18 protein-coding genes are annotated in these 16,345 nt (G+C 40.5%); 8 read left to right on the forward strand and 10 right to left on the reverse strand.

From position 1 onward, the window contains the following. Window position 1: 1 nt before the first annotated feature. Genes AB8525_RS01465 through AB8525_RS01475 form a run of 3 tightly spaced genes read left to right on the forward strand, consistent with a single transcriptional unit; the run spans window position 2 to window position 2,026 of the window. On the forward strand, window positions 2-988 hold the full coding sequence (locus tag AB8525_RS01465) for a cupin domain-containing protein (protein ID WP_369152034.1): 987 nt from the start codon (window positions 2-4) through the stop codon (window positions 986-988). Window positions 989-1,016: 28 nt separating this feature from the next. Beyond that, a complete protein-coding gene (locus AB8525_RS01470) occupies window positions 1,017-1,163 on the forward strand; it encodes a hypothetical protein (protein ID WP_369149988.1) in 147 nt (48 codons plus the stop codon). Beyond that, on the forward strand, window positions 1,148-2,026 hold the full coding sequence (locus AB8525_RS01475) for a DMT family transporter (RefSeq protein WP_369178174.1): 879 nt from the start codon (window positions 1,148-1,150) through the stop codon (window positions 2,024-2,026). The genes AB8525_RS01470 and AB8525_RS01475 overlap by 16 nt, the downstream gene beginning before the upstream one ends. A gap of 30 nt (window positions 2,027-2,056) precedes the next feature. Here AB8525_RS01475 and AB8525_RS01480 read toward each other — a convergent pair whose 3' ends face one another. The 3 genes from AB8525_RS01480 to AB8525_RS01490 all read right to left on the reverse strand — a co-directional run bounded on the left by AB8525_RS01480 (window position 2,057) and on the right by AB8525_RS01490 (window position 5,494). Further along, a complete protein-coding gene (locus AB8525_RS01480) occupies window positions 2,057-2,395 on the reverse strand; it encodes a HopJ type III effector protein (protein WP_369152038.1) in 339 nt (112 codons plus the stop codon). Between the two features lie 9 nt (window positions 2,396-2,404). Next, the gene (gene aceE / locus AB8525_RS01485) at window positions 2,405-5,053 is read right to left on the reverse strand and encodes a pyruvate dehydrogenase (acetyl-transferring), homodimeric type (protein ID WP_369178176.1); all 2,649 of its coding nucleotides are present in this window, start codon (window positions 5,051-5,053) and stop codon (window positions 2,405-2,407) included. A 63-nt stretch (window positions 5,054-5,116) separates the two neighbouring features. Then, window positions 5,117-5,494: a SoxR reducing system RseC family protein gene (locus AB8525_RS01490; protein WP_369178178.1), complete on the reverse strand. Its 378-nt coding sequence runs from the start codon at window positions 5,492-5,494 to the stop codon at window positions 5,117-5,119. A gap of 454 nt (window positions 5,495-5,948) precedes the next feature. On the opposite strand from AB8525_RS01490, the gene AB8525_RS01495 reads away from it, so the two are divergent. Further along, the gene (locus tag AB8525_RS01495) at window positions 5,949-7,334 is read left to right on the forward strand and encodes a phosphomannomutase/phosphoglucomutase (protein ID WP_369178179.1); all 1,386 of its coding nucleotides are present in this window, start codon (window positions 5,949-5,951) and stop codon (window positions 7,332-7,334) included. Here AB8525_RS01495 and mgtE read toward each other — a convergent pair. Beyond that, on the reverse strand, window positions 7,320-8,672 hold the full coding sequence (mgtE, locus tag AB8525_RS01500; protein ID WP_369178181.1) for a magnesium transporter: 1,353 nt from the start codon (window positions 8,670-8,672) through the stop codon (window positions 7,320-7,322). The two genes, AB8525_RS01495 and mgtE, sit on opposite strands and share 15 nt — an antisense overlap. A gap of 24 nt (window positions 8,673-8,696) precedes the next feature. Beyond that, a complete protein-coding gene (gene raiA, locus AB8525_RS01505) occupies window positions 8,697-8,990 on the reverse strand; it encodes a ribosome hibernation-promoting factor, HPF/YfiA family (RefSeq protein WP_369178183.1) in 294 nt (97 codons plus the stop codon). Between the two features lie 170 nt (window positions 8,991-9,160). Between raiA and AB8525_RS01510 the strand changes: the two genes are divergently transcribed. The 4 genes from AB8525_RS01510 to AB8525_RS01525 all read left to right on the forward strand — a co-directional run bounded on the left by AB8525_RS01510 (window position 9,161) and on the right by AB8525_RS01525 (window position 11,655). Then, window positions 9,161-9,364, forward strand: a complete 204-nt coding sequence (locus AB8525_RS01510) for a hypothetical protein (protein ID WP_369178185.1) — start codon at window positions 9,161-9,163, stop codon at window positions 9,362-9,364. Window positions 9,365-9,426: 62 nt separating this feature from the next. After that, complete coding sequence (locus AB8525_RS01515) at window positions 9,427-10,578, forward strand: aspartate aminotransferase family protein (protein WP_369178187.1); 1,152 nt, start codon at window positions 9,427-9,429, stop codon at window positions 10,576-10,578. Window positions 10,579-10,592: 14 nt separating this feature from the next. Beyond that, complete coding sequence (gene argF, locus AB8525_RS01520; protein WP_369178189.1) at window positions 10,593-11,489, forward strand: ornithine carbamoyltransferase; 897 nt, start codon at window positions 10,593-10,595, stop codon at window positions 11,487-11,489. A 16-nt stretch (window positions 11,490-11,505) separates the two neighbouring features. Continuing rightward, the gene (locus AB8525_RS01525) at window positions 11,506-11,655 is read left to right on the forward strand and encodes a hypothetical protein (RefSeq protein WP_369150368.1); all 150 of its coding nucleotides are present in this window, start codon (window positions 11,506-11,508) and stop codon (window positions 11,653-11,655) included. A gap of 3 nt (window positions 11,656-11,658) precedes the next feature. Here the strand turns inward: AB8525_RS01525 and AB8525_RS01530 are convergent, their stop codons facing one another. The 5 genes from AB8525_RS01530 to ilvC all read right to left on the reverse strand — a co-directional run bounded on the left by AB8525_RS01530 (window position 11,659) and on the right by ilvC (window position 16,326). Continuing rightward, window positions 11,659-12,357 (reverse strand): epoxyqueuosine reductase QueH, encoded by a 699-nt coding sequence (locus AB8525_RS01530; RefSeq protein ID WP_369178191.1) that lies wholly within the window; start codon window positions 12,355-12,357, stop codon window positions 11,659-11,661. Continuing rightward, window positions 12,345-12,791, reverse strand: a complete 447-nt coding sequence (locus AB8525_RS01535; RefSeq protein ID WP_369178192.1) for a hypothetical protein — start codon at window positions 12,789-12,791, stop codon at window positions 12,345-12,347. Before AB8525_RS01535 ends, AB8525_RS01530 begins: the two co-directional genes overlap by 13 nt. Further along, window positions 12,788-14,320, reverse strand: coding sequence for a 2-isopropylmalate synthase (locus AB8525_RS01540; RefSeq protein WP_369178194.1), 1,533 nt, complete (start codon window positions 14,318-14,320; stop codon window positions 12,788-12,790). The genes AB8525_RS01535 and AB8525_RS01540 overlap by 4 nt, the downstream gene beginning before the upstream one ends. A gap of 199 nt (window positions 14,321-14,519) precedes the next feature. Then, a complete protein-coding gene (pssA, locus tag AB8525_RS01545; RefSeq protein ID WP_369152060.1) occupies window positions 14,520-15,266 on the reverse strand; it encodes a CDP-diacylglycerol--serine O-phosphatidyltransferase in 747 nt (248 codons plus the stop codon). A gap of 55 nt (window positions 15,267-15,321) precedes the next feature. Further along, window positions 15,322-16,326 carry a ketol-acid reductoisomerase gene (gene ilvC, locus AB8525_RS01550; protein WP_369152062.1) on the reverse strand — a complete coding sequence of 335 codons (1,005 nt, stop codon included), beginning with the start codon at window positions 16,324-16,326 and terminating at the stop codon, window positions 15,322-15,324. Between the last annotated feature and the right edge of the window lie 19 nt (window positions 16,327-16,345).

Here is a 16,345-nt window from a genome sequence, read left to right on the forward strand (position 1 = left end):
CATGCTACATTTTGGAAAAATATCTCAACAGCAGTTCTTAAAAGAATATTGGCAAAAAAAACCCCTGCTGATAAAACAAGCCTTACCTAATTTTATCTCACCAATGCCTGCTGATGAATTGGCAGGTTTGTCCTTCGAAGAAGTTTTTGAATCCCGCCTAATCACTGGCTCAATAAAATTACAAAACTGGTCGTTACGCAATGGTCCGTTTAGTGAACAAGACTTTGCCGAACTGGCAGAACAAGATTGGACGCTGTTGGTGCAAGGTGTGGACAGATACATTGAGGAAATCCACGACCTCATTCAACATTTCGATTTTATTCCTCGTTGGCGTTTTGACGATGTGATGATTTCTTATGCAGCAAAAGGCGGTAGTGTTGGTCCACACTTTGATTATTACGATGTATTTTTACTACAAGGCAGCGGCAAAAGACGCTGGCATTTGAGTAGCAAAAATTGTGAAATGGATAATTATTTGGACAATGTGCCACTTAGAATTATGGACAAATTCAATGCTGAGCAAATCTTTGATGTTGAGCCTGGTGATGTTTTATATGTGCCGCCAAAGGTTGCGCATCACGGTGTCAGTTTGGATGATAATTGCACCACCTTATCTTTTGGATATCGTTCTTATAGCGCTGAAGAAATGCACGATTTCCTTGAAAAACCTTGCCCCAAAGAACTAGAAAATGCCTACTACCAAGACCCAGAATGGCAAGCCAACCAAAACCCAAATTTAATTCCAAAACCTGCCATCAAACAAGCGCAAAAATTACTGAAGATTAGTGCTGAACAATTCGCCGAATTTGTTACTAAACTCGATACAAACGATGTGAAAATCCTACAAGAATTTGAATACGACAATCCAAGCAAATCTATCACTTCACACCCTGCCAGTAAGGCTGCCTACATAAAAACAAATGGCAAACACCAAACTTTTCTCAATGGTGAACTTTTCAACAGGTCCGACCTGTTGAAAAATGGATAAACGATTAAATAGAGACCTTTGCATAAATATGAATAATCATCAAAACGCCATCTTTCATCAAATTACAAACTTTTTAAAAACACCCTTAGCCCTGCTAGGAGTGGATTTAAAAAATTTCCAATTTAATAAAATCTGTCATTTTGCTAATCATCCCTATTTATGCAAAGGTCTCTAAATAGTATGTCAATTTATTTAGTTTTTTTATCCATTATTGTCATTTGGTCAACCACACCCTTGGCCATTGTTTGGTCAACACTTGGTGCGAGCAACAGTTTTAGTGCTGCCTCTAGAATGGTAGTTGGGCTGGCGATTTGCTTGCTATTATTGCTCGTTAAAAGACAAAAACTCACCTTAACACCGATTGCAATTTGGAACTATATTTATGCAGGACTTGGCATATTCATCACCCTAAGTTTAGTCTATTATTCTGCACGCAATTTACCTTCTGGTATTATTTCTATCGTCTTTGGACTTACCCCTATCATCACTGGCGTGTTCGCATTGGTATTACTCAAAGAAACACTTTTTAGCATTAATAGGATAGTTGGATTGTTGTTAGGCTTGGGTGGGCTGATGGTAATTTTCGCACACACTTTATCTGAATCCAGAGATTTAACCAATGGACTGTCCATTGTTACAATAAGTATGGTTTTTCAAGCCTTCATTTCTGTCAAACTCAAACAAATCAATGCACGCATATCTGCTTTGGAAACTACCACTGGCGCTTTACTATTCAGTGCGCCTCTATTCGTCATTGTGTGGTTTTTTAGCGAAGGTGTTGTCCCTGCTGTTAATCTAAAAGCCACTTTATCCATTGGTTATTTAGCTTTATTTGGATCAGTTATCGGTTTTATGTCTTATTATTATTTAATTCGCCACACCAGCGTTAGGGTTGTTAGCATCATACCTTTAATAACGCCTGTATTTTCCCTGCTATTAGGGGCTTTCTTCAATAACGAAACATTGACACTAACACAAATTAGTGGCATTGCACTCGTTTTGATTGGCTTAGCCTATTACGAATATGGAAGTAAATAAATATGTAACGCTTGGTCTAAGATCTAACTGCTATTTTTTCGTAAGCACTGGCGAATCAAATTTCAACCCTTCCCACCCATAAATAATAAAATTACGAATATTTTGGTGCGCAGTGCCATTTGAGTCGGCAAGCACTTCTTGGTAATATTGCCCAAAGCAATGTAGAGTTTCAAGCTGAGTAAGTTGATTGATAGCACCAAAACAAAATAACTTGGCACTGCCTTGGTTTTCATCAGCAGCGTTTTGCAAATCACCATTGGTAAAAGATGCAGATGTGTAGTTGAAATTATCATCAATCAGCGTCATTAGGTCGTTAAAGTCCATTTGTGCACCTGATCTTAACGCTTCTAAATACGCTTCTTGTGTCATAATTTTCTCCTATATTGTCATTGGATTTGGCTTGCTGGCATCAACGCCATATTTCTCAATCGCTTCTGCAACAACAGATGCTTCCATCTCGCCTTCATCAACTAAGGCTTTAAGTGCAGCAATTGTTACATAATTTGCATCCACTTCAAAGAAATCTCGCAACGCCGCACGCGAATCAGAACGACCAAAACCATCGGTACCTAAAACTTCATAACGACCTGGAATATACTTGCGTACTTGCTCAGCATAGTTACGCATATAATCGGTGGTGGCAATTACCGGACCTTTAGCATCGGCTAAACACTGGTTAATATAAGGAATTTTTGGTGCATCTGTGCTAAATCTATTTTCTCTATCAATGGCTTGTGCTTCACGGGTTAACTCGTTAAAACTGGTAACCGACCAAATGTTAGATTTCACTCCCCAATCATCTGCCAGCATTTTTGCGGCTTTTTCAACTTCTCTCAAAATTGTGCCACAACCCATTAATTGCACTTCTTTATTACCAACACCAACTTCTTTAAGTGGGTAAATACCTTTAATAATACCCTCTTCCGTACCTATTGGCATTTCTGGATGTGCATAAAGTTCGTTCATAGTGGTAATATAGTAGAAAATATTTTCGTGCTTTTCATACATTCTTTCCAAGCCACTGCGAATAATAACTGCCATTTCATAGGCATAAGTAGGGTCATAAGACACGCAATTTGGAATGGTGTTTGCGACCAAATGTGAGTCACCATCTTGGTGCTGTAAACCTTCGCCATTTAGTGTGGTGCGTCCTGCAGTGCCACCGATTAAGAAACCTTTGGCTTGCATATCGCCCGCTGCCCATGCTAAATCACCGACACGCTGGAAACCGAATTTAGAATAATAAATATAAAACGGAATCATTGTCGTATTGTGCGTTGCATACGAAGTTGCCGCCGCAATCCAATCAGAAATAGCACCCGCTTCGTTAATGCCTTCTTGCAAAACTTGCCCTTTTTTATCTTCCTTATACCACATTACTTTATCAGAATCTTCTGGCTGATAAAGTTGTCCAGAAGCCGAGTAAATACCCAACTGCCTAAACAAGCCTTCCATGCCAAAAGTACGGGCTTCATCAGGGATAATTGGCACAATTTTAGGGCCAAGTTGTTTGTCACGCACGAGTAAAGCCATAATACGATTAAGTGCCATGGTGGTTGACATTTCACGCTCACCACTAGACACTAATAAAGCTTTAAAAATGTCTAATTCTGGGGCTCTTAAACCTTCTAATTCAAAGGAACGCACAGGTAATGAACCGCCTAATTTTTGGCGCTGAGCATTCATATAAATCATTTCTTTACTGTCTGCCGCTGGTTTGTAAAAGTGCAATTCATTTACACCCTCTTCGGTAACTGGCAGATTAAAGCGTTCGGCAAATTTTGCTACTTGCTCAAGTCCGAGTTTTTTCTGCGAATGCGTGGTATTTTGACCTTCACCTGCCTCGCCCATACCGTAACCTTTAACAGTTTTCGCAAGGATAACCGTTGGCTTATCACTACATTCTTTGGCGGCGTTGTAGGCTTGATAAACCTTGAATGGGTCATGTCCGCCACGATTTAAAGCATAAATCTCATCATCGCTCAAATGCTCAACCATGGTTAATAATTCTGGATATTTTCCGAAAAAATGCTTACGCACATAAGCACCATCTTTGGCTTTATAGGCTTGATATTCACCATCAACCACTTCTTCCATACGCTTTCTAAGTAAGCCCTGTGTGTCTTTTTCAAGTAACTTGTCCCACTCGCCACCCCAAATAACTTTCAACACATTCCAACCTGCACCACGAAACATACCTTCCAATTCTTGAATGATTTTACCGTTACCACGCACGGGGCCATCAAGACGCTGGAGGTTGCAATTAATAACAAAAATCAAGTTATCTAATTTCTCACGCCCCGCCATAGAAATTGCCCCCAAAGATTCAGGCTCATCCGTTTCCCCATCACCAATATAAGCCCAAACCGTGCGTTTATCCGTCTGTTTAATCTCACGATGATGCAAATATTTCATAAAACGGGCTTGATAAATTGCCATAATCGGTCCCAACCCCATTGACACAGTCGGAAATTGCCAAAAATCAGGCATTAACCAAGGATGCGGATAAGAACTCAGCCCATCTTTGCCCGCTTCCTGACGGAATAACAGCATTTGTGCTTCGGTAATACGCCCTTCTAAGAAAGCACGAGAATAAATACCAGGGGAAATATGCCCTTGAAAAAAGATTAAATCTGCCCCCTGCTCGGCATCAGGACCTCGGTAAAAATGATTAAAACCAACTTCATACAAAGTCGCAGAGGAGGCAAAAGAAGCAATATGTCCACCCAAATCATAAGGCAACTGATTAGCTTTAACCACCATTACCATCGCATTCCAACGCACAATAGCAGAAATTCTTTCTTCAATATCAGCATTAATATTAGTGGCAATTTCTTTGTCTTTAGCAATCGAATTCAAATACGCTGTATTCACACCCGTCGGCAAATCCATACCTTCTTTATGCGCCATATCCATCAACTGATTGAGTAGGAATTTTGCACGGTCATCACCCTCAATACGAGCGACGGATTTAAAGGCTTCTAGCCATTCTTGGGTTTCTAGGGGGTCTAAATCTTGTGTTGACATAATAACATTTTATTGTTAAATAATAATGGCGTAATTATCCCAAATTTACACAAGCTTATCGCCTTACTTTACAAAATATTTTGTCAGTAATAATGAGGTAAAAAACCCACTAAATGCAAAAGCAATTTGCATAGTTTCTTGTTCAGGGTATAAGCCATCGCCGAGAATCCCCCCTGCGAATAGTGCTAATAGGGGCAATATATATAATTGAAAGGCGCGATAAAACAATTCACTTGACGAAATTTCCAAAGTAACAAAATCACCAGCCATAACCCCCTCTTGCAAAGGTTTATTAAAAACCGAATAATGCTCAAAGTATTTTGCCAAAATCCCCGTGCCACACCCACTACTCGCCGAGCAAGAATGACAGCCTGACGCACGATTGACTTTAAGTTTCATCGTTTGAGGCTGGATTTCAATCACTTTAAATTGCTCTTTCATTTAGAAACTCTTTATTTTTTTGTCTTATTTTAGCATTAAAAACTAAAAAATCCAATACACCTTTTTTCCACCTTGACAAGGTTCGACCTTGTCAAGATTTATAAACTCCAGTGTATAGTGCTTTCAATACTGTTAATTGTCATTGGTGGATTAGGTGCGTTGGTGGTTGATGCCTAGTTTTATGTTTACTTCTTGTTCGGCATTTTTGCTGATGTAGTTGGTGCTGTTTCTGCGAATGTCAAATTTATATTCAAGATTGGCGAAGCGAGTGGGTTTTCCTCTTTATCCATGGGTGTTGTTTGTTTAATAATGAGAGGTTGTTATGCCATAAATTTTTATAAAATAACTGTTTTTTGCCGTGCTTTCAGGGATGCTGTTTGAATTTTTTGGTTGAGTGTTGAGTGTTGAATGGTTAGTTGGTAAAATGCGGTTTTTTTGTTGTTGAGGTTTTGTTATGTTGATTTCATCTGGGATTTTTAAGGCTTATGATATTCGTGGAGTGGTTGGGAGTGGACTCACGCCTGAGGTTGTTAAACTCATTGGTTTGGCGATTGGTAGTGAGTCTATTGCTAAAGGCGAGCGAGGTGTGGTGGTGGGTCGTGATGGTCGCTTGAGTGGCCTTGAGTTAATGGATGCTTTAAAGGATGGGCTTAAATCAAGTGGTTGTCATGTGGTGGATATTGGTATGGTGCCTACGCCGCTGGTGTATTACGCTACCTATACTAAAGCGGCAACTTCGGGGGTGATGATTACTGGTTCGCATAATCCACCTGAATATAATGGTTTTAAGATTATGATTGCAGGTGAAACATTGTCAGGGGAGAGAATACAGGCGCTTTATCAACGCATTAAAAATAAAGACTTTTCTACGGGTCATGGCACTTCGACTAAGGTGGATATTGAGCAAGACTATATAGAGCGTATTATCAGTGATGTTAAATTAAACAAGCCATTGCATATCGTGGTAGATGCTGGTAATGGCGTTGCAGGCAATATTGCACCAAAATTATTTACAGCCTTAGGTGCAAAAGTAAGTAAATTATTCTGCTTGGTAGATGGCAGTTTTCCCAACCACCACCCTGACCCGTCAAAACTTACCAATCTTGAAGATATTATCAAACAAGTTAAAAGTACCAATGCTGATATGGGGTTTGCATTTGACGGTGATGGCGATAGGCTGGGTTTGATTGACAATAAAGGCAATGTCATTTGGGCGGATAGGCAAATGATTTTATATGCTAGAGATGTTTTAAGTCGCAATGAGGGGGCAAAAATCGTCTTTGATGTTAAATGCAGCTCAAATCTACCAAAAGATATTATTGAACACGGTGGTGAGGCGATTATGTCACGCACAGGGCACAGTTTTATCAAAGCCAAACTCAAACAAACAGGGTCATTGCTCGGCGGTGAAATGAGTGGCCATATTTTCTTTAAAGAACGCTGGTATGGCTTTGATGATGCGCTTTATACGGGGGCGAGATTATTAGAAATCCTATCCAAAACCAACAAAACTTGTGCACAGGTTTTTGCACAATTGCCTGACAGTTTCAATACACCAGAAATCAATATTCACTTTGACAAACAAGGTCAGCAGTTTGAGGCGATGGATAAATTGGTTAAAAATATCAACTTTCCCAAGGCAAAAATCACCACCATTGATGGCGTGCGGGTGGATTATGATAATGGCTGGGGCTTGGTGCGCCCTTCCAATACCACACCCTGCTTAGTGCTTAGATTTGAGGCGGATGATGAGCAAACTTTGGTTAAAATTCAAGAGGAATTTAGGGTTTGGTTAGAGGGGAATGGTGTTTCAACTTCAGGTATTTTAAATCATCAATGAGGCAAGTCCTAGGAATGCGACAAAACCAATGACATCAGTGATGGTGGTGAGAATGACACCACCGGCAAGTGCGGGATCGATTTTAAACTTGACTAATAAAAGCGGTAAAAATGCGCCTGAAAAGGCGGCGAAAATGAGGTTGACAATAATCGCTAACGCAATGACGGCACTCAGTAGTAAATCTGTAAACCATAGATAAGTGGCAACGCCGATTACCACTGCCCAAATCGTGCCATTGAGAACGCCGATAGCGACTTCTTTGCTCATCAGTACTTTAAGATTGGAAGCGGTTACTCTACCAGTGGCAATGCCACGGGTAACTAAAATTAAGGTCTGCGTACCGGCGATACCGCCCATTGATGCAACGACTGGCATAAGGATGGCGAGGGCGATTTTTTCTTGCAAAGTGGCTTCGAATAATCCGATAAAAAATACTGCGATAAACACTGTGACTAAGTTTACACCGAGCCAAATACTGCGGCGTTTGGTGCTTTGCATTACAGGGGCAAAGACATCTTCTTCGCCGTCTAATCCTGCCATTGACATTACTGATTGTTCGGCTTCATCACGGATGACATCGACTACATCATCAATGGTAATTCGTCCAATTAATTCATTGTCTTCATCAACCACAGGGGCAGAAATCAAATCACGCTGTACAAATAAATTTGCTACTTGTTTTTCTGAGGTATTAACAGCAATTGGTTGCAGGTCTTTGTTGATTAGAGGGGCGATACTTTGTTCGGCTTCATTTGTTAATAGGGTAGAAATGTAAACTGAGCCAATGTATTTATAATTAGGGTCAACCACAAATATTTGATTGGTGTCAATCGGCATTTCTTTTAACAAACGCAGATAGCGAATGACAGTGCGAACACTAACATCATTACGAACAGTGATAATATCAATATTCATCAAACCACCTGCAGAATCCTCAGGATAGGACAATACACGCTTTAAATGTTCACGGTGTTTATGATCAAGTGTTAACAGGAGGTTGTGTAATGCTGATTCGGGTAAATTAGGCACGATATCTGCCAAGTCATCTGTGTCCAAACCTTCAGTGGCTTGAACGATGGCATCGACTTCCATCTCACTTAGTAGCTGGGTGCGAACTTCTTCGCTTAAATCTTTAAGAATATCGCCTTGTGTGCCAGTATCAATATTGAGCCAAAGTTGCGTACGGTCTTTTGGTGGGACGCCTTCTAATAGACGAGCAATTTCAGCCGAGTGTAGATTGGCGAGCTGGGTAGTGGCTTCTTCATACAAAGACGCCTCCAAAGATATCATTAATCTCTGTAGGCAATCTTCGAAAGTAGTATTTTCAACTTCCGACATAGGTTTCCCTTAAAATATAGAGCGTTACTTTCTATGATTGTTAAGCTTTTCTTTGTGCTTTCTGACTTGTGCGTCTAATTTATTCACCATTTGGTCAATTGAAACATACATATCCTTGCTTTCTGCTTTAGCAAATAAATCTGCACCGCTAATATGAATAGTTGCTTCGGCTTTTTGCACATCTTTTTCTACTTCTAAAATCATATTAATATTAATTAAATGATCAAAGTGGTGTTTAATTTTGGATAATTTTTCTTCTGCGTGTTGTTTAATTGCATCGGTAATGTCAAGATGATGACCTGAAATACTTAATTGCATAGATTCTCCTCATTGTTGTTATACATTTATGTTACGAACGAATTGTGCCATAAACTCAACTGCATAATAAAGTATTTATTGGTTTTTTTAACAAATAAAAACCTTTACAAAAGTTATTTTTAGACTATAATTGTCCTTTTTTTACATATTTAAAGATTCAGGAGATTAATATGGACGCAGTAAGCAAAGAGAGTAATGAATTGAGTGCAAAGAGGATTGCTTTACAAAACACTTTTAAAGTATTTAACGAAGAAAATGGTTTCAACTATGAAGAGTGGGTAAACCCACCAGCAGGTCATTTCTACGAAAATTACAAGAGAGAATTGGACGATATCAACAACCAAATGGCTCCCCCTTTACAATACCAATCATAATCAATTTTTGATTGGTCATAAAAGCCCCATTTTGGGGCTTTTTGCTTTCTTGAGAAAACATAATGTCTTATTTAATGTCAAACTATGCGCCGCTTGAAGTTACCTTTATTAAAGGACAAGGCTGCTATCTAACAAACACAAAAGGTCAGCAATACTTAGACGCTCTATCCGGTGTTGGTGTAGTTGGTTTAGGACATTGCCATCCTGACATTACTACTGCTATTCAGTCACAGGCAGCAGAGTTATTACATACCAGTAATTGGTATCATATTCAGCATCAAGAAACCTTGGCTGAAAAGTTATGCACCTTGGCAAATATGGATGGGGCTTTCTTTGGTAATTCGGGTGCAGAGGCCAATGAAGCAGCAATCAAAATTACGCGTTTACATGCTCACGCTAATAATATTGATAACCCAATTATTCTCACAGTTAAGCAAAGTTTCCACGGACGGACGATGGCAACACTTTCTGCTACGGGAAATCCGAAGGTGCAGTCAGGGTTTTCACCACTAGTGAGTGAGTTTATTCACATTGATTTTGATGATATTGATGCTGTCAAAGCATACAGTGATAATACTGATGTTGTGGCAGTGATGCTTGAGCCGATTCAAGGGGAAAGTGGTGTGATTGTGCCTGCGGATGATTATATCAATCAAGTACAATCTATTTGCCAAACAAATAATTGGCTGTTGATTTTAGACGAGGTACAAACAGGTATTGGACGCACAGGAAAAATGTTTGCTCATCAATACAATGATATTACGCCTGATATACTCACACTTGCCAAAGGGTTGGGCAATGGCGTGCCGATTGGTGCTTGCTTGGCAAAGGGTGAAGCGGCAAAATTATTAACCACAGGCACACACGGCTCTACTTTTGGTGGTAATCCTTTGGTGTGCAAAACTGCACTGACTGTGCTTGAGGTGATTGAAAGGGACAAAATTCTTAAAAATGTTTCGGTAATGAGTGATTATTTACTGGCTGGACTACAAGCATTATCCTCAGATAAAATTATAGAGATACGCATTAAAGGACTAATGATTGCGATTCAACTTAATCAAAATTGTGCTGGCTTGTTAAATGCAGCATTACAAAAGCATTTACTTATCAATATTACTGGAAATTCCATCCGTCTGTTACCGCCACTGATTCTGAACCAAAATGAGGCGGATATCATCATCAATACTCTTGGTGAGTTGATAGGCGAATTATAGCATAGGAGAATTGTATGAAACATTTTATTAACTTAGATGACTTGTCAAATAAGGATTTAAATCAAATCATTGATAATGCAATTGTGTTGAAAAAAGAACATAAATTAGGACAAATCAACAACACATTAGAGAACAAAACTTTGGCAATGATTTTTGATAAAGCCTCCACTCGCACCCGTGTCTCGTTTGAGGCAGGGATGGCACAACTCGGTGGACATGCATTATTTCTGTCAGATCGTGATATTCAAATTGGCCGTGGCGAGCCGACAGTTGATACTGCGATTGTCATTGGCTCAATGGTTGATGCTATTATGATGCGTGTGTCTTCACATGATGACATTGTTACATTCTCTAAAAATGCTGATGTCCCCATTATTAACGCCCTATCTGATGAGTCTCATCCGTGTCAATTATTGGCAGATATGATGACTTACAAAGAACGCAAAGGCAATATTCAAGATAAAACAGTAGCGTGGATTGGTGACGGCAACAATATGTGCCATACATATATGCAAGCCGCTAGTGTGTTTGGCTTTACTTTAAACATTGCCACACCCGTAGGTTATGAGCCTGAGAAATCCTTTATTGACAAATATCAAGACTGTATCAATTTGTATACTGATGCAACCTTAGCCTGTGAAAGTGCAGATTTAGTAGTAACCGATGTTTGGGCGAGTATGGGACAAGAAGAAGAGCAAGTCAAACGCGAACTTGCCTTTTCCAATTTCCAAGTTGATAAGGCGTTGATGGCTAATGCCAATGCTGACGCCAGTTTTATGCACTGCCTGCCTGCTCACCGGGGCGAAGAAGTGAGTGCTGATGTCATTGATGGTAAACAAAGCTTGGTATGGAATGAAGCTGAAAATCGCCTACATGCACAAAAAGCATTATTACTTTATTTATTGAATTAGAGACCTTTGCATAAATATGAATAATCATCAAAACGCCATCTTTCATCAAATTACAAACTTTTTAAAAACACCCTTAGCCCTGCTAGGAGTGGATTTAAAAAATTTCCAATTTAATAAAATCTGTCATTTTGCTAATCATCCCTATTTATGCAAAGGTCTCAATTAAAAGTTAAATGTTTTCAGGTTTGAGTTTGTTCATCGCTTCTTGGTAAAATTTAATCCCTCGTTCAATTTTCTCTCGCCCACGAGAGGTACGCCAGCGGTTAGTATCTCGTAGGGAATATACACAGCCGCAATATTCTTGTTGATAAAACGATTCGCGCTTACTGAGTTCCAGCATTCTGGACGAACCGCCCTGCTTACGCCAATTAAAATCCCAATAAGTAACGCCTGCAAATGGGTTGGTTGCTCTCACGCCGCAGCCGTTGATTTGATTCATATCTTTCCAGCGGGAAATACCCAAAGTGGATGAGATTAAATCAAAGCCGTGGGTTTTGGCATATTCGGCGGTTACTTCGAAACGCATATCGAAACAAGTGGTGCACCGTTCGCCGCGTTCGGGCGCATCTTCTTGTCCTTGGGTGCGTTTGAACCAGTTGTCTTTGTCGTAATCTGCGTCAATAAAAGGCATGCCCAATTTTTCGGCAAAGCGGATGTTTTCTTCTTTGCGTAATTCGTATTCTTCTCTTGGGTGGATATTGGGGTTGTAGAAGAAAATGGTGGTTTCAATCTTTGATACTGCCAAAGCTTCCATAATTTCCCCTGCACAAGGGGCGCAACAAGAGTGCATTAATAACTTTTTCTCGCCATTGGGGGTTTGTAATTTTGGACGCTCATAGCCCTGCAAACTGTAATCTACTTTAGGCATTGTTGCACCTTTTTTAATACTTCCCAAGCCGCTCGTTTGAATGACTCGTTGACTAAAATTTCACTGGGATGGTGTGTGCTAAAGTGCTGTGGTAATGAGGGTTTTAATGTTGCACTCATTAATAATACGGTTTTGGCATTGTATTTTTCCAGTGTTGCTGTTAACGCATTTGCTTGAATGCTAACGCATTGAATATCGGCTGTTTTCAACCCAATCGCACCCAGCATTTTAAATAAAAATACTTGGGTATTGCCTGCTTGGCAGAAAGAATGGGCGTTCTGGGTTTCAATCACCAAGCATTGGGTGTTTATTTTTGGCGTCGTTGTTGCTACATTAGCAGTGTTGGCGGTGTCAGCAGTGTTGGATTTCTCAAGATAGAGAAAATCAGGCACACCCAGTGCTTCTAAATAATCATTGCGTTGTGCCTGATTCATATTTGTGGATGCGCTTTATCGGTCGCAACTAGAATTTTGTTGAGTCCGTTAATATACGCTTTAGCACTGGCAATGATGATGTCGGTATCTGCCCCTTGTCCGTTGACGATACGCCCGTCAGATTCAAGACGCACATTGACTTCGCCGAGTGCATCGGTGCCATGGGTAACATTTGAGACGGAATACAATTGCAAATTCACCTTAATATCAACCAGTGAATTGATGGCACTAAATGTCGCATCAACTGCGCCTGAAGTGTTGGCAGTAGCGGTTTTTTCTTGTCCATCAATAGTCAGTTTGACTTCGGCTGCATTTTGTTTGCCTGTTTCACTGGATACTTTTAGCGACACCAAACAGATGCTTTCGTGTTCTTCAATTTGCCCTTCCGACACCAGTGCTTGCAAGTCTTCATCAAAGATTTCGTGTTTTTTGTCTGCCAATTCTTTAAAACGCACAAACGCTTTATTCAAACTGTCATCAGAATCAAATTCAACACCCAGTTCATTCAGTCTGACTTTGAATGCGTTACGACCCGAATGCTTGCCCATTACTAATTGATTGGTATTCCAGCCGACATCCTCTGCCCGCATAATTTCGTAAGTTTCACGGTGTTTGAGAACGCCATCTTGGTGAATACCCGCTTCGTGAGCAAAGGCGTTAGCACCCACAATCGCCTTGTTAGGTTGCACGATAAAGCCGGTTACGCTCGATACTAGACGAGAGGCAGACAGGATTTGCGTGCTGTCAATATGGGTGTCGCAATCAAAAATATCTTGACGGGTTCGCACTGCCATCACTACTTCTTCCAGTGAGCTGTTGCCTGCTCGTTCGCCCAAACCGTTAATGGTGCATTCAACTTGACGGGCTCCATTCAACACTGCTGACAGGGAATTGGCAACTGCCAGCCCTAAATCATTATGGCAATGTGCAGAAAAAATGGCTTGGTCAGAATTGGGAATGCGTTGCATTAGATTTTTAATGATTGCACCAAATTGATGTGGCATATTGTAGCCCACGGTATCGGGGATATTAATCGTGGTTGCACCTGCCTTAATGGCTGCTTCAATCACACGACAAAGAAAATCTTCATCACTGCGTCCTGCATCTTCGGGCGAAAATTCCACATCGTCTGTCCAATTTCTAGCACGGGTTACCGAGCGAACGGCTTGCTCCAGCACTTGGTCGGGTGTCATATTCAACTTCATCTGCATATGAATATCACTGGTGGCAATAAAGGTGTGAATGCGTGATGAGTTGGCGCCTTTTAAGGCTTCCCCTGCACGGTCGATGTCTTTATCCAGTGCGCGAGCGAGCGAGCAAATAGTGGCATCTTTAATGGTATTGGCGACGGCTTGAACGGCGTCAAAATCGCCCAGTGAAGCGATGGCAAATCCTGCTTCGATGACATCGACCCGCATTTTTTCTAGCACTTTGGCAATGCGGATTTTTTCTTCTTTAGTCATTGACGCACCTGGTGATTGCTCACCGTCTCTTAGCGTCGTATCAAAAATAATAAGCTTATTGGACATTTTTGTCTCTCCTGTTTGTGTTTGTTACTGTATTACTATGTTATTGTATTACTTGCGTGGTTTTGGTTGCCTGCCTTTCAGCAATGCAATATGATTTGATTACCTTACGGTAATAATCGTAACACTAGGAGAGTGTTTTGCGTGTTGTAAATTTTTTTCATCTTATTCATTATGGCAGTGATTATAAACTAAAGCCGCATCAACTTCTTGCCTTTTTTTTCAAGGCGCGTTTTTTACGCACATCAATCGTCGTAACAATCAAACCAGACAAGGCATAAATAAAGAAAAATGCAAATAAAATAGTGCTCGGATATAGAGTAATAATGACAATCGCTAAAATAGCAATCAATAATAATTTAAAGGACGCCCTACCTTTGAGATTAACCTTCTTAAAACTGTAATAACGAATATTACTCACCATTAACACACCAGCACCCACCAAAATAACCCAACTGGCAATCAGCAAATAGGGATCATAAACGGTAACCCCAATCATTTCCTTGGTCCACACCATACCCGCCACCAAGGCAGCGGCAGCAGGAGAGGGCAAACCTTGAAAATAACGCTTATCTTCAATACCAATTTGCGTATTAAAACGCGCCAAACGCAATGCGCCCGCAGCCACATAGACAAAAGCCCCTATCCAGCCAATCTTTCCTACACCTTCAAACAGCCAAAAATACATCAACAACGCAGGCGCTACACCAAATGACACCATATCTGCCATTGAATCATACTGCTCACCAAACGCACTTTGGGTGTTCGTCAGTCGAGCAACACGCCCATCCAAACCATCCCATAACATTGCCACAAAAATAGCGATAGCCGATTCTGCATACTGCCCTTGGGTCGCAAGAATAATCGCAAAAAATCCTGAAAACAAGCCAAATGTCGTCAACACGTTGGGTAATAAATACACACCTCTTCTTGGTTTTTTTTCTGTCATTTTTACCTTCTCCCCATTAAAAATGCCCAAACTATTTGGGCATTTTTAAAGGTTGTTAGTTTTTGGCTTGATCAACCACTTTATTCTTTGAAATCCAAGGCATCATAGCACGCAGTGATTCGCCCACTTGCTCAATTTGATGTTCGCGTTGAACTTCACGACGAGCAGGCAATTCACCCACATTAGCAACAAATTCTTTGGCAAATGAACCGTCTTGAATTTCTGCTAAGATTTTCTTCATTTCTGCTTTTGTTTCACTGGTGATAATGCGTGGGCCACGGGTTACATCACCGTATTCAGCAGTGTTTGAGATTGAATAACGCATATTGGCAATACCACCTTCATACATTAAATCAACGATTAATTTCAATTCGTGCAAACACTCAAAGTAAGCCATTTCTGGCTCGTAACCGGCTTCAACCAAAGTTTCAAAACCCGCTTGAACCAATGCCGTTGTGCCGCCACATAAAACGGCTTGCTCACCAAATAAATCGGTTTCAGTTTCTTCTCTAAATGAAGTTTCTAAGATACCAGTGCGACCACCGCCAATAGCAGAAGCGTAAGACAATGCGATTTCTTTTGCGTTGCCAGAAGTATCTTGGAATACAGCGATTAAGTCAGGAATACCACCACCCTTAACAAACTCAGAACGCACGGTATGTCCTGGTGCTTTTGGTGCAATCATAATTACATTCAAATCCGCTCTTGGTTTAATCATTTCAAAATGAATATTCAACCCATGTGCAAATGCCAAAGTAGCACCTTGTTTAAGGTTAGGCTCAATCGCATCAGTATAAATTTGTGCCTGAAACTCGTCTGGCGCTAACACCATTACTAAATCTGCCCACGCAGTAGCTTCTTCGACGGACTTAACAGTCAAACCAGATTCCGCTGCTTTCGCTGCTGATGTTGAACCCGCTCTTAAACCCACAGCCACATCAACACCCGAATCTTTCAAATTATTTGCATGGGCATAACCTTGTGAACCATAACCCAAAACCGCTACTTTCATACCTTTAATAATGTTTAAATCTGCATCTTTATCGTAATATCTATTCATTTTATTTTCCTCTTTGTTT

This window comes from Candidatus Thiodubiliella endoseptemdiera (assembly GCF_964212635.1).
GTDB classification, from domain to species: Bacteria; Pseudomonadota; Gammaproteobacteria; order PS1; family Pseudothioglobaceae; genus Thiodubiliella; species Thiodubiliella endoseptemdiera.

Coding starts and splice junctions, on each gene's coding strand:
- AB8525_RS01475 (WP_369178174.1), top strand. CDS start 1,148: ATGCAAAGGTCTCTAAATAGTATGTCAATTTATTTAGTTTTTTTATCC.
- AB8525_RS01470 (WP_369149988.1), top strand. CDS start 1,017: ATGAATAATCATCAAAACGCCATCTTTCATCAAATTACAAACTTTTTA.
- argF (WP_369178189.1), top strand. CDS start 10,593: ATGAAACATTTTATTAACTTAGATGACTTGTCAAATAAGGATTTAAAT.
- pssA (WP_369152060.1), bottom strand. CDS start 15,266: ATGACAGAAAAAAAACCAAGAAGAGGTGTGTATTTATTACCCAACGTG.
- AB8525_RS01510 (WP_369178185.1), top strand. CDS start 9,161: ATGGACGCAGTAAGCAAAGAGAGTAATGAATTGAGTGCAAAGAGGATT.
- AB8525_RS01540 (WP_369178194.1), bottom strand. CDS start 14,320: ATGTCCAATAAGCTTATTATTTTTGATACGACGCTAAGAGACGGTGAG.
- mgtE (WP_369178181.1), bottom strand. CDS start 8,672: ATGTCGGAAGTTGAAAATACTACTTTCGAAGATTGCCTACAGAGATTA.
- aceE (WP_369178176.1), bottom strand. CDS start 5,053: ATGTCAACACAAGATTTAGACCCCCTAGAAACCCAAGAATGGCTAGAA.
- AB8525_RS01535 (WP_369178192.1), bottom strand. CDS start 12,791: ATGAATCAGGCACAACGCAATGATTATTTAGAAGCACTGGGTGTGCCT.
- AB8525_RS01490 (WP_369178178.1), bottom strand. CDS start 5,494: ATGAAAGAGCAATTTAAAGTGATTGAAATCCAGCCTCAAACGATGAAA.
- AB8525_RS01480 (WP_369152038.1), bottom strand. CDS start 2,395: ATGACACAAGAAGCGTATTTAGAAGCGTTAAGATCAGGTGCACAAATG.
- AB8525_RS01495 (WP_369178179.1), top strand. CDS start 5,949: ATGTTGATTTCATCTGGGATTTTTAAGGCTTATGATATTCGTGGAGTG.
- AB8525_RS01525 (WP_369150368.1), top strand. CDS start 11,506: ATGAATAATCATCAAAACGCCATCTTTCATCAAATTACAAACTTTTTA.
- AB8525_RS01530 (WP_369178191.1), bottom strand. CDS start 12,357: ATGCCTAAAGTAGATTACAGTTTGCAGGGCTATGAGCGTCCAAAATTA.
- ilvC (WP_369152062.1), bottom strand. CDS start 16,326: ATGAATAGATATTACGATAAAGATGCAGATTTAAACATTATTAAAGGT.
- raiA (WP_369178183.1), bottom strand. CDS start 8,990: ATGCAATTAAGTATTTCAGGTCATCATCTTGACATTACCGATGCAATT.
- AB8525_RS01515 (WP_369178187.1), top strand. CDS start 9,427: ATGTCTTATTTAATGTCAAACTATGCGCCGCTTGAAGTTACCTTTATT.
- AB8525_RS01465 (WP_369152034.1), top strand. CDS start 2: ATGCTACATTTTGGAAAAATATCTCAACAGCAGTTCTTAAAAGAATAT.